The following is a 12,561-nucleotide window of genomic DNA, read 5'->3' on the forward strand; positions in this document are numbered from 1 at the left end:
CTCGCGGCTCGCGGGCCAATGTGGCACCGGAGCAGGCAACGCAGCGGTCATTCGCGGTGATGGCGCTCCTGGTGCTGCCACGGGTGGTGCGGGCGGCATGATGCCCATGCCGATGGGCGGCGGAATGGGGCGGCGCCGCCTGGGCAGCAGCAGAACGGCTACGACACCGATCTGCCCCACCGCACGCGGTACGGCCCGATAAGATCATCGGCCTGAACCGGCGACCAGGACGTGGGATGCCCGAACGCAGACTCGCAGAGCAGCTTGCCAAGGACGTGGGACGCATCCTCGACCGGTTGGTCGATCGGGAGGAGTTCGCTGCCGAGATCGAACGGATGGGTCTGCATCCCGGGTCAGTCGTCAACGAGGTGGCACGCGACCCAGCGGTACTCGCCCGAGCGCAGGTCGAGTACGAGCCGGTCAACCACCTCTGGGACAGAATGACCGCACATCGGCAGGCGCGACCCAAGGCATGGCCTGCGGACTGGCAACCGACGGTGGAGGATGTGCGCCTGCTCTACGGAGCAGCGATCACCTTCTTCGTGGCAGCGTTGCTCGACTTGTTCGTCAGCGACCTGCTGTTGTCTCGGCTCGTCGAGTTTGCGGTTCTCATCCTCACCGGCGCGGCGATAGCGATGCTGCTGTTCGGCTTGCCGCCGTCCGTGCGCACGTGGCTGCGCTGGGCCGTAGACCATGTCAGGCTGGCGGCTGGCTTGCCCACCCGTTGGTGGGAGATCCAGCGCGAGCTGCGGGACGAGGTACTGATCCCCGAGTTGCGAGGCTGGCTCGGGGGACAGGCAAATCCGCAGTTCAGCACCATGCTGAGATTGCGCGATGCCAGCGGCTTGATGATTCCTGCGGGCCAGGGGCCCCTTGTGCCGACCGCGGCGGTGCGCGCCTGCGTCCGCGAGATCAACAGGGGGACGTCCGCCGCTGTGGGCGTCGCGGGTAGCCGGGGTGCTGGCAAGACGACGATCGTCGACCGCGCCGTGCGCAACGAGTTCACCGATCCCGAACGCGCGCGGGTGCTCGGCGTGCTCACGACCGCACCTGTCCGATACGACGCGCGAGACTTCGTCCTGCACGTGCACGCCAGCGTCTGCCGTGCCGTCCTCGATGAACTCTCGTCCCCGGACGGGCCACGCAGGTCGGACAGCAGGCGGCATTGGACCCGTCGTCATCGGCTCTACCAGCTTCGGTCGACCGCTTGGACGTGGTTGCGCGGCCTGATCCAGTGCGCAGCGATCCTCGTCGCCGCCTTCTGCGTCATCCATCTCGGCTGGAGGCGTGATGGAGACGCGGTCATGGATCCCCTTGCTCGAGTCGTTCCGTTCGCTGAGTCGTTCGAGAAGCAGCCGCGCGAAGTCATCTCGACGGCGCCGCTGCAGGGCCTCGCGTTGGTGGCGCTGGTGTTCCTCGCCGCTGTCACCGTATGGATCGCCGTGCGCAGTTTCGCGATACCGTTGTTCAACGGCCTCACCTCAGCGGTCTCTGCCTTCGTCGACTCTCGCCTGAAACGCAAGCGCACTCCGGCGGAAGCCGCGTTGTGCGCTGTTGCACGCCAGCAGCTACGGCGCATCAGGTTCCTTCAGACGCGCACGAGCGGGTGGTCCGGCAAGATCTCAGGTATGGGCGGTATCGAACCGGTGCCGACCAGGAGCACCGCCAATGCCGAACAACCGCTGACCTATCCCGAGGTGGTCGAGCGTCTCCGCGACTTCCTGGAGTTGGTCGGCGACGTGCTGATCACCACCAGGCTCAGCGCGATCGTCATCGCCATCGACGAGTTGGACAAGATCGCAGACCCCGACGAAGCCCACAGCTTCCTCAACGACATCAAAGGCATCTTCGGCGTTCGGCACTGCGTCTACCTGGTCTCGGTCTCCGAAGACGCCCTGACCGCATTCGAGCGTCGAGGGATGCCTGCCCGTGACGCCTTCGACAGCGCCTTCACCTCCATGATCCGCGTCGACCCGTTCACGCTCGGCGAATCGCAGCGCTGGCTCGCGTACCGAGCGATCGGCATACCCAAACCGTTCATCTGGCTCTGCCATTGCTTGTCCGGCGGTCTGCCGCGGGACCTGGCCCGGGTCGCCATCGCGGTGCACGATCTCGGCGAGACCCACCGTTCGCTCGGTGAGTTCGCCCAAGCCGTCGTCAGCGCCGACATCACCGACAAATGCCACGCGTACGTGCACGCCGCACGCCAGCTCGCCGACCAGGACGACGGCATCCCGGCCGTGATCGAGTTTCTGATCGGCATGTCCAACGAGATCCATGAGCGCGGGCATGGCGACATCACGTGGAAGACCGTGAGCGCAGGCGCTAGCCCAGGCGGAATCCGCCTGCGCAGCGAGATCGACTGCTACCTGACCTTCTGCAGACCTTACTCGAAGTCTTCACCGACGATGTCAGCGAGCACCTCGACTGCCCGGACGCCGCGTACGACGGGCGGTCAGCCGTCGAACTTCTGGCCGAGGTCCGCCGCATGATGTCGGTCAACGCACCGGTGGCGGCACGGGCGCTGTCTGACTTCCGGGCCCGCACCACGCGAACAAGTCGTTCTGAAGCAACCCCGTAAGGAACGCTTGAATGCCACGGTGGCGCCTCGCTGCGCGTGTTGACCAAGCGCTCAAGCGTCCGACCAGACAGCATGGTGGTCGGCAGCATGCGATCGGTCACCGGATGCAGCCGGTCCGCGTCGGCGACACGTTCGGTGAGCGCGCAGGTGTAGACCGACGCCAGCTTCGGGTGCATCCCTACCCGTGTGCCGCCGCGTCCGGGACCGGTGACCGCTAGTCCTGCTCCAGCTTTATGACAGCGCTGCGCGACATCGACAAGGTGTCAGGCAGTTTTGTCGACCTGCTCGACCACTTCGGGCGGGACTACCTGGCGTCTCTGATACGAGAACATCTTCTCGACGGACCTTGTCAGAGCCGTCGGCGGACCTTAAGCAGGTTTAGTTGGGCGGACGAGGAAGATCGCCCGGAAACTAAACGTGGTTTCGCGTCCGGGCGCGTCGATCCTTGTGAGATCCAACAGGCTCATGTCGTTCGACCTGACCCTGGCGGTGGAATTAAGCCTTGGCTCTCTCATGTCGCCGATCAAACTCCGGTAGAGCGTCAACTTCCTGTCGCTAGCGCGTCAATGTGGGCACCGCTGCCCTTGAAGTTGTCCAACATTCAGAGACTGCTTTCTCGAGCTAATGGTCGTCTGAACTTCCGTGATCTTGTGCGCGGTTTTCTGGCTGAGTTCGCACGGTTGCAACGTAGCGCCGGCCTCATCTTTTGCGCTTTAAGAGTTGCGAGTTTGGCTGGCAGTCGGGTATGGGGAAGCGTCGGGCAAGCACGGTCGCCTGGACGCCTGATAACTGCTTCCTGCCATCTTACCCGCGGCCCTAGCGCGAGGCGGATGACCTCATCCCCGGTTGTCCGCGGTAGCCACGTGTCTGCGTAACTCGCTCCTTGGCTCCGCCTAGTGCGTAGGAGCCATCAGTGGAGTTGGAAGTATTAAAGGCGTTCTTCTCGACAGGTTCTGTCGGCGCACTAGCGCTGACGACGCTGTTTATTCTGCTCAAGTTCGGTCCGAATGCTTTAAGTACCGTCCTCCGAGAGTGCACCAGGCGATCGCTCGTCCGTCGAGCCCTCAACGGAAAGACGGCGAAGGAGCGTGAGCGTGCGTTGAATCTTCTGATACAACTGGAAGCAGTTCAGAGCCGTGATCCGCAAGCCGATGGGAAAGACGACGGCTCGCCGCCTTTAATCGAACCCGAAGGGGGCGCACCCTAGCGCAGAGGAGTGGCAGCGTGCACACGGCTATGGGCGGACCGGCCGCGCCGCCGTCGAGGACGGCGGCAGCGGCTTCGTACGCACCGAGGGCGAGCAGATCGTCCGGGTGATGCCACCGCTAAGGATGGCGGCCAGCTCGCTCGGGCGTCTGCCCGGGCGGGTCGGAAGGCTAAACGCGACCGGGCGTTAGCTAGTACTACGGCGCGCAGGTCTGGTGACAACTGCTTGAGGTGCTGATGCGCCTAGGTAAACGAGACGTTCATGCCGCGGGCCGTGGCCAGCATGTCAGCGAAATCATGCCAGAGCTGAACATTGCCTTCGTCGACGACAACCGAAACGGGACGACGCTCGCTCGTGGGCGTTTGACGCTGAATGGCTTCGCGGAGTTGCGACAGCAGCAGGCTGCCATAAGCACGATGCGCGCCTCGTCGAAGAGATCGTCGAGGTGTGGCCCTGGCGTGGCCTGGCCGAGCAGTTGGCGGATCGGACCGGGACGGTCAGCGCCCGGGTCTTATTGAGGATTGGCATGACCACGTAGGCCTGCTCCAGTTCGGATAGCTGTCGAACCAGGCCAACCACGGGCCGATGGTCGAAAGGTTGCTCGTCTTCTCAGCCACGCGTCGCCGGAAGCCGCTGTCGCTCAGCAGCACCGGGACGTCGGGCAGCATGGCCATCGTCGAGGCACGCGGCCATGATCAGGGTCTGGGACGAGGCAGTCAGACGAGCGAGGACCGATGGCGGCGCCAAACAGCTCGCGGAACAGCCCGAGGAGCGAATCGGCCCGGCGCACGGCGTCCTCCCGCGCTCCGGCAAGTGGATTGAAGCCGGGTACCGGACCGGGCAGCCCTGGCTCGATAAGCCGTACCCGGCTTTGCTTGTTCGCGGGAAGGCGGGCCAGGGCGTCGGGGACAAATTTCCTTCGGCTCGACCAGGAGGACGCTGCGGTCGGCGTTGATGTCCTGGAGCAGCGATCCCGGAGGCAGTGTCGCCTAGGGTGTGGGCGGTGAGGCGGTGGTCCCGGGTGGTCACCAGTGTCGTCCACGATCGCGAGCTGGTCGTCCGGCGGTGCTTCACCGGGGCCAGAGCGTGCAGCGGACCGACGGTAGATGTCTGGCGCGTTACGTCACAGCCCTTAGCTTGAGGCGGGGCATACGCACCGAACGGGAGGCGCGGGTACGGCTCCCTGTCCAGCTCGGCAAGCAACATGCCCGACAGCTCATCAAGCTCGTCTAACGCACCACGGGTTCCATTGGTCGATCCTCCTGGGTCGAGAAGGCGAGCTGGCCTGTTACAACCGTGCAAGCCGCGGGGAGCAGCTGTCGCGCGCTCGCCTAGATCGCGGTTCTGGTTTAGGGTGGTTTCGAGTTTGTAATCATGCACGGTAATTCGGATTCGCTGAGAAGGAACCTCCCATGGCGCGTAAGACCATTGTGCAGCTCTTCGACGACCTCGACGGTTCTGCCGGTGAGGATATTTCGACCGTCAGCTTCGCCCTCGACGGCATCAGCTACGACATCGACCTGAGCACGTCCAACGCGACCAGGCTTCGGACTGAGCTGGGGGAGTTCATCTCGGCGGCCAGGCGGACCGGCGGCCGGGTCAAGCGGGGAGGCGGCACGCAGACGACGAGTGGAGGTAGCGGTGAGAGCCGCTCGAAGGAGGAGACCAAGGCGATCCGCGAGTGGGCGCGGCAGAACGGCCACGACATCTCCGAGCGCGGGCGCATCCCCGGGTCCGTGATCGAAGCCTACGAGAGCGCTCAGGCTGCTCCGGCTGGAGGAGGCAAGCCGAAGGGCGGGAAGCCCAAGCTGGCGGCCTTCTCGGGTTGAGGGGTTGTAGCTTGATCGGGTAGTCGGTGGTCGTGGGTAGCATGCGTGCGCCCCACGTCTGGAGAGCAATGGCTGACAACAGTGCGATCGAGTGGACCGAAGCCACCTGGAACCCGACGACGGGGTGCGACCAGGTGTCCAGTGGCTGCGACCACTGCTACGCCTTGACGTTGGCGAGGCGTCTGAAGGCGATGGGTGCGTCGAAGTACCAGGTTGATGGTGACCCTCGGACGTCTGGACCTGGCTTCGGCGTCACTGTGCACCGGTCGGCCCTGCAGTTGCCGTACAAGTGGAGCCGCCCGCGGTTGGTGTTCGTCAACTCGATGTCGGACCTGTTCCATGCCAAGGTGCCGATCGGGTTCGTGCGTGAGGTGTTCGAGGTCATCGCAGACACTCCGCAGCACACCTATCAGTTGCTGACCAAGCGCTCGACTCGCCTGCGCCGCTTCGCTGATCGCTTGGAGTGGCCCTCGAACCTGTGGATGGGTGTGTCCGTCGAAACGGCGGCGGAGCTCGGCCGGATTGACGATTTGCGGGTTGTTCCCGCTGCCGTGCGCTTCGTTTCGGCGGAGCCGTTGCTCGGACCGCTTGATGACCTTGATCTGAGCGGGATCCACTGGGTGATCACGGGCGGTGAGTCGGGGCCGGGCGCTCGGGCCTGCGAGCCAGCGTGGGTGCGTGGTATCCGGGACAGGTGCGCGGAGACGCAGGTGGCGTTCTTCCATAAGCAGTGGGGTGGACGTCATGCGAAGGCGCTCGGCCGCGAACTCGACGGCATCGTTCATGACGCGATGCCGGTGGTAGCCGCCTCAAGCTGATGCCGGGGGGACGCGAACGAAGCTGCTCGACTGCAGCCGCCCCTTGGCGGGATTGACCTGGATTCTGCCGCACTCGCGAAGGGGGAGGAGTGAGGTGATGACGTGCTGAGGCCGGAAGACGGTCTCGTGGAGGGCGAACTGCTGCAGGGTGCGCACGCGTACGCCGTCGGCGCCTGCTGCGGCAATCTGGGGCAGCAACAAGCGACCCAGCGGCGCCAGGTCAGGTTCGTTTACATCGAACAGGGTTTCATGCTGCTCGTCTCGAGGGTCACGGAAGCCGACCCCGTTGACGGGGTCAACGTCCCACAGCGCCGCCTTCATCTTGTCGACGCCCAAGGGGTGGTTGGTGCCGAACACCAGGTAGAGGGCCTCGCCGCGGCGGTCGATCAGCTCGAAGTACCTGGACGGCGTCGCGGTTGGATCCCAGGCCGGATCGCTGATCAACATCGACCATCACAACTTCCTCGCGCGCGGTTACCTGACCAGCCGCGCCTGGCCCGCCGAACCGACCGACGTCAACGGCTACTTCAACGGACACCTTGCCGAAGTGGCGTTCTACGACCACCCCCTCGGAGCCAGCACGGTCGCCGAGCACTACGCCGCCCGTGACGGAGCCGACCGGCTGACCAAGATCATCCGCCCGGGCGGGGCGACCAGCGTGCAACTCGCCTACGACGGTCGCGCCGACCGCGTCTCCCAGTACACCGACGAGCACGGCGGCACCTACACCGTCGACACCCCGACGGTGGAAGGCGACGGGTTCCGCTACGGCACCAGCGTCACGGCATCGAACCCGGCGGGTCACTGGCGCATGGACGAGACCTCCGGCGACCGCGCGGACGGTCAACCCCAACTGCGCCGGGGGACCTACCATCATTTCGCGGGCAACGCGCAGGTCCCAGGGCCGTTCCCGGGCACATCGGCCCGACACTTCGACGGCGAGACCAGCTACGTCCGGCTTCCCGACGACACGGTCAAGCTCTCCCGCGAGATGTCGATCGAACTATGGTTCAAGACGACCTCCACGGCGGGCGGCGTGCTGTTCTCGATCGCCGACCACACCCCCGAAGTGGCCACGGCCGGCAACTCGTCCCCCATCCTCAATGTCGGTACCGACGGCAAGCTCTACGGCCACTTCTGGCAAGCGAGCGTCAACGGGATCGTCTCCGCGGCACCGGTCAACGACGGCGCATGGCATCACGTCGTACTCTCCGGCAGCACCAACACCCAAGCCCTCTACCTCGACGGTGTCGAGGTAGGCACGCTGGCCGGAAGCATCGGCAACTGGCGCACCCACACGTTCCTCGGCGCAGGCTGGGTTCGCAACCTGCCCTGGCCCGCGGCGCCGACCGACGACTGGGGACACTTCGCAGGCGAGATCGGGCACGTCGCGCACTACCAGCACGCGCTCAGCGCCGCTGACGCAGCCGCCCATTACAACGCCCGCGGTGACCACAACAGCTACCTGTCCGCACTCCGCGCGTCCGCGTCACACACCTTGTGGCGCCTTGACGACGACGCCAGCAGCCCCTACGCGGCCGTGGACACGACCATGGCCCACAGCACGTACCACGACGTCACCCTCGCGGCGCCGTCACCGATGCGGGGAGCTGGAGCCGTCACGTTCAACGGAACGTCCAGCTATCTCCGCCTTCCCCCGGACCAGATCCGAGGCCGGACCCGGCTCTCGGTCGAGCTGTGGTTCCAGACTTCCAGCGCCGACGGTGGCGTGCTGTTCTCCATCGCCGACAAACTTCCCGGTCAAACCGCCACGGGTTCCACTCCGGTGCTCTACGTCGGGACCGACGGCAAGCTGTATGGGCACTTCTGGCAGGGCAGTGTCCAGGGCATCGTCACCGACCAGGCCGTCAACGACGGCAAGTGGCACCACGTGGCCCTTTCCGGCGACACCGACTACCAATGGCTCTACCTCGACGGCAACCTCGTCGGCACGCTCAAGGGAAGTATCGGCAACTTCCGCTCCGAAACACTCGTCGGCGCGGGCTGGCTGCGCAACCTGGACTGGCCTGCCGCGCCCGCCGACGACTGGGGACACTTCGACGGCAGCATCGGCGAGGTCGCCGTCTACCACCGCCCCTTGGACCTCGCGAGCATCGCCTCGCACTACTCCGCCAGGACCGTGGGCACCGTAGTGCACAAGACCGCGCCGGGCGGACACGTCACCACCTACACCTACGACCCGACGCGCGGTGGCCGGTTCGTCTCGGCCACCAACGCCGAGGGCGCCACGACCGTCTACACCTATGACGTGGGCGGCTTCCTCCACAAGGTGACAGACGAGAACGGCAACGTCACCACCTACGTCAACGACAAGCGCGGCAACCCCATCTCCCACACGAAATGCCGCGACACCGACACCGGTGTCTGCCACACCAGCTACACCTCCTACCACCTCAACCCCGACGATGCGCTCGATCCGCTGAACGACCGCGTCATCGGCTTCAGGGATGCCCGGTCGTCCGGGCCGGGCGACCCCCGCTACGTCACCACGTTCAGCTACACCCCTACAGGCCAGCTGACAGATACCAGCGTGTTCGGGAGGACGGGCTCGGAAGTCCGCACCACCACGCATACGTACACAGCAGGGACCGAGGCCGCGCCCGGCGGTGGCCTCCAGCCCCCGGGACTGCTCGCGACCTCCGAGGATCCCAATGGCGGGATCACCACGTTCAGCTACACCAGCGCAGGTGACCTGGCCAGCAGCACCGACGCCGCGGGCCTCCGCACCGCCTACACCTATGACGCCCTCGGTCGTGTGGTGACCCACACCGAAACGGCGAGCACCGCACCCGACGGCGCGACCACGACCTACACCTACGACCAAGCCTCCCGGGTCATCCAGATCGTCGAACCCGCGACGACCAACGCCGTCACCGGTGCCGAACATCAACGGCGCACCATCACCGTCTTCAATCCCGACGGCACCATCGCCTCGACCTCTGTGAGTGACGCGCAGGGCAACGACCCGCACCGGTTCACGGCGTTCACCTACGACAACCACGGCCGGATCGCCACCGTCACCGATCCCGAAGGTGGTGTCACCACCACCGAGCACGATGTGTACGGCAAGGTGATCCGCACGGTCGACGCCGCGGGCACCGAACTCATCTCGACCTACACCAACGCCAGGCGCCAGTTGGCCGCCGTCACCGTCAAGGGCTTCACCGGTGACGGCCAGGCCGCCCGCGACGTAGTGCTCGAATCACGCGCGTACGACCCTGCCGGACGGCTGGCCAGCGTCACCGACGCGATGGGCCGCACGATCAAGTACACCTACTACGACGACAACCTCCTGGCGGCCGAGCACCTCGCCGACTACCAGGACCCAGCGGGCACCACCCGCGATCTGCAGTTGACCGCGTACACCTACACCGGCAACGGAAAGATCGCGACCTCGTACCGCGGCGATGGCCGCTACAGCACGACCTACGAATATGACCTCGGCGGCCGGCTGTTCCGAGCCACCGATCGCGACGGCGACACGGTGCTGCGCACGACCAACACCGGCTACGACCACAACGACAACCCCACGAGCGTCCGGGTCGAGGATGCCGCAGGGAACCAGGTCAGCTCGGTCGAGGCGCAGTACGACGCGATGGGCCGCGTCCTCACTCGCACGACCCGTCTGGGCGCAAGTGACTGGCTCACCAGCCGCTTCACCCGAGATGAGCGCGGCCTGGTCCTCGCCGAGGTCGACCCTCGCGGCACCGCGACCGGTGCCACCGCCGCGGACTACACCACCAAGTACGGCTACGACGTCCTGGGGCGTCGGATCAGCACGACCGCCGCACCGGTCTCCGTGGAGTCCCACGGGCAGACAGCGACGACCGCGACCCCGGTCTCCAAGACCGGCTACAACACCTACGGCGAGCCAGTCGACAGCCGCGACCCGCTGGGCAACATCACCCACACCGCATTGGCCGCATGTACGTGGAGTTCGACGCGGGGACGAGCCCGGTGAAACTGGCGCTGTACCGACGCCGCGCCCTCGCCAAGGACGCAGGCGTCTCTCCCGAGGGCACCGGATCGCACCGACTCACGATCGGCGGCGACGCCGGGTCCTTCATCGACCCCGACGGGTTCGCCTGGCAGGCCGAATCACCTGCGCACACATCCTGAACCGGAGGAAACATGACAGGCCCGCCGCCGCGTGGACTTGCCGAGAGACTGCGCGACACTCGCGTGAAACCGGCCTCCGATGTCGATGTCCGGGTCGCGACCTCGGACTCCACCGGCGGCGGCACCCACCTCGCCCCTCTCTCCTACCTCTGGGACAGCACCGCATTCCTCAATCGACACCGAGAACCTCGATCACCACCCACACCCTGCTGGCAGATGCCCGAGTGCGGCTCAGCCTCGGACCGACCCGCGATGTCGTCATCGTCGATGGCACCGCCGAGCCGGTGGACCCCACACCGGAGACCAGCGACGCCATCGCGATCAGGACCGGGTTCGACCCGCGCCAGCTCACCGAGCCCTACCACTGAGGAGTTCCCGGATGGGGATTTCCTGGCTGATCTGTCGTCGGCTCCGGTGGACGACGGTGTGGTGAGTACGCGGTTACGGGATTTCCTGCTTGCTGGGTTATCCGGCGTCGGACCCCGGCCCGGCTGGGTGGGCTCTACGCCCTGGAACGCCTGGCCCAGGACCACGTCGAGCAGCGGCAGACCATCGTCAACGTGCTGTGCGCCTATCAACGCCTGGGGCCTTCCGGAGTTCACACAGGAGCCGGCTACCGCCCAGACCCCCAACGCCGCTGATCGGACCTACACCGCGGCCTACACCGCACGCGGACAACTCCACAAGATCACCAAGCCGGGCGGCGTGGTCATCACCAACACCTACGACCCCCACGGCAACCTCACCTACCAGAACGCCACCGGCGGTGACACCACCACACCCGGCAGGCTCTTCGACTACAACCTCGTCGGAAACCTCACCGGCGCATCCGCCCCGGGCGGGCACAACAACTACACCTACGACGACCGCGGCAACCTGCTCACCGCCACCGGCCCCTCCGGCGACTCCTCCTTCGCCTACGACGGCGACAACAACCTCACCAGCACGACCACCCCCGCCGGAACGGCCAGCTACACCTACAACCCGCGCGGGCTGCTCGCCACCGCGGCCGACCCCCTCACCGGCGTCACCAGCACCTACGACTACGACGACGCAGGCCGCCTCACCGCCGTCCAGTACGGAGCAGGGGCCAACCGCTCCTACACCTACGACGCGCTCAACCGCCTCACCCTCGACAAGATCACCGCACCCGGCGGAACCACCACCGCCTCCATCGCCTACGGCTACGACACCGAGGACCGGCTGACCAGCAAGACCACCACCGGCGTCGCCGGAGCCTCGGCCAACACCTACGGCTACGACCAGGCCGGTCGCCTGACCTCGTGGAACAACGGCACCGACACCATCACCTACGAGTGGGACCCAGCAGGCAACCTCACCCGCGACGGCCCCGACACCGCCACCTACAACGAACGCAACCAACTGCTCACAAGGGCGACACCAGCTACACCTACACACCCCGCGGCACCCAAGCCACCCGCACCACCGGCGGCACCACCACCAACCTCACCTTCAACGCCTTCGACGAACTCGTCGCCGACGGGGCCGTCACCTACTCGTACGACGCCCTCGGCCCCTCACCAATAACGGCTCTACCAACCTGACCTACCTCGCCAGGGCATCACCATCACAGGTGACGGAACCGCGAACTACACCCACACCAACACCGGCGCCCTTCTCGGCCACTCCACAGGGGAAGCACCGGTATCCCCCTCACCGACCTCTACGCCCTCGCCGACCCCACCACCGGCAACCTGATCGGGTCCCGCACTTACACACCCTTCGGCGAAACCACGGCCACCAACGGCACACAACCCGCGCTCGGCTACCAGCACCAGTACACCGACCCCACGACCGGCAACGTCAACACGGGGGTTCGCTCGTACGACCCCGGCGCAAGCCAGTTCACCTCGCGGGACACCACCCCTCTCGACCCCCGGGACAACACCAGCGTCAACCGGTACGGGTACGCGGCAGCCAACCCCCTGACAAACGCTGACCCGAGCGGACGTGTGCCCCTTCCGC

At 66.1% G+C, this 12,561-nt stretch carries 8 protein-coding genes and 3 pseudogenes; 10 read left to right on the forward strand and 1 reads right to left on the reverse strand.

Annotated elements, in window-relative coordinates; genetic code table 11:
- Window positions 1–236: 236 nt before the first annotated feature.
- The 4 genes from Actkin_RS10810 (at window position 237) to Actkin_RS10825 (ending at window position 6,435) form a co-directional block, all read left to right on the forward strand.
- The gene (locus Actkin_RS10810) at window positions 237–2,492 is read left to right on the forward strand and encodes a hypothetical protein (RefSeq protein WP_258906939.1); all 2,256 of its coding nucleotides are present in this window, start codon (window positions 237–239) and stop codon (window positions 2,490–2,492) included.
- A 1,002-nt stretch (window positions 2,493–3,494) separates the two neighbouring features.
- Window positions 3,495–3,788: a hypothetical protein gene (locus tag Actkin_RS10815; protein ID WP_258906940.1), complete on the forward strand. Its 294-nt coding sequence runs from the start codon at window positions 3,495–3,497 to the stop codon at window positions 3,786–3,788.
- Window positions 3,789–5,200: 1,412 nt separating this feature from the next.
- The gene (locus tag Actkin_RS10820) at window positions 5,201–5,617 is read left to right on the forward strand and encodes a histone-like nucleoid-structuring protein Lsr2 (protein WP_258906941.1); all 417 of its coding nucleotides are present in this window, start codon (window positions 5,201–5,203) and stop codon (window positions 5,615–5,617) included.
- Window positions 5,618–5,685: 68 nt separating this feature from the next.
- Entirely contained in the window at window positions 5,686–6,435 is a 750-nt protein-coding gene (locus Actkin_RS10825) for a DUF5131 family protein (protein ID WP_258906942.1), read from the forward strand.
- Here Actkin_RS10825 and Actkin_RS10830 read toward each other — a convergent pair.
- Complete coding sequence (locus tag Actkin_RS10830) at window positions 6,427–6,882, reverse strand: hypothetical protein (protein WP_258906943.1); 456 nt, start codon at window positions 6,880–6,882, stop codon at window positions 6,427–6,429. The two genes, Actkin_RS10825 and Actkin_RS10830, sit on opposite strands and share 9 nt — an antisense overlap.
- A 364-nt stretch (window positions 6,883–7,246) precedes the next feature.
- Here Actkin_RS10830 and Actkin_RS10835 point away from each other — a divergent pair, with 364 nt between their 5' ends.
- The 6 genes and pseudogenes from Actkin_RS10835 to Actkin_RS10860 form a co-directional block, all read left to right on the forward strand.
- A complete protein-coding gene (locus Actkin_RS10835) occupies window positions 7,247–10,417 on the forward strand; it encodes a LamG-like jellyroll fold domain-containing protein (RefSeq protein ID WP_258907902.1) in 3,171 nt (1,056 codons plus the stop codon).
- Window positions 10,375–10,575: pseudogene (locus Actkin_RS10840) on the forward strand (glyoxalase); the annotation flags it as partial. The gene Actkin_RS10835 and the pseudogene Actkin_RS10840, both read left to right, overlap by 43 nt.
- 224 nt (window positions 10,576–10,799) lie before the next feature.
- Window positions 10,800–10,943 (forward strand): hypothetical protein, encoded by a 144-nt coding sequence (locus Actkin_RS10845; RefSeq protein WP_258906944.1) that lies wholly within the window; start codon window positions 10,800–10,802, stop codon window positions 10,941–10,943.
- A 108-nt stretch (window positions 10,944–11,051) separates the two neighbouring features.
- Window positions 11,052–11,159 (forward strand): annotated as a pseudogene (locus Actkin_RS10850) (pentapeptide repeat-containing protein); the annotation flags it as partial.
- A gap of 121 nt (window positions 11,160–11,280) precedes the next feature.
- On the forward strand, window positions 11,281–12,123 hold the full coding sequence (locus Actkin_RS10855; protein WP_258906945.1) for an RHS repeat domain-containing protein: 843 nt from the start codon (window positions 11,281–11,283) through the stop codon (window positions 12,121–12,123).
- A 170-nt stretch (window positions 12,124–12,293) separates the two neighbouring features.
- Window positions 12,294–12,485, forward strand: a pseudogene (locus tag Actkin_RS10860) (RHS repeat-associated core domain-containing protein); the annotation flags it as partial.
- Between the last annotated feature and the right edge of the window lie 76 nt (window positions 12,486–12,561).

The organism is Actinokineospora sp. UTMC 2448 (genome assembly GCF_024760565.1).
Lineage (GTDB): Bacteria > Actinomycetota > Actinomycetes > Mycobacteriales > Pseudonocardiaceae > Actinokineospora > Actinokineospora fastidiosa.

Bases quoted from the DNA above. Each gene is read 5' to 3' on its own strand.
- Actkin_RS10810 (WP_258906939.1), top strand. From the start codon at position 237: ATGCCCGAACGCAGACTCGCAGAGCAGCTTGCCAAGGACGTGGGACGC.
- Actkin_RS10820 (WP_258906941.1), top strand. From the start codon at position 5,201: ATGGCGCGTAAGACCATTGTGCAGCTCTTCGACGACCTCGACGGTTCT.
- Actkin_RS10825 (WP_258906942.1), top strand. From the start codon at position 5,686: ATGGCTGACAACAGTGCGATCGAGTGGACCGAAGCCACCTGGAACCCG.
- Actkin_RS10830 (WP_258906943.1), bottom strand. From the start codon at position 6,882: ATGTTGATCAGCGATCCGGCCTGGGATCCAACCGCGACGCCGTCCAGG.
- Actkin_RS10835 (WP_258907902.1), top strand. From the start codon at position 7,247: ATGGACGAGACCTCCGGCGACCGCGCGGACGGTCAACCCCAACTGCGC.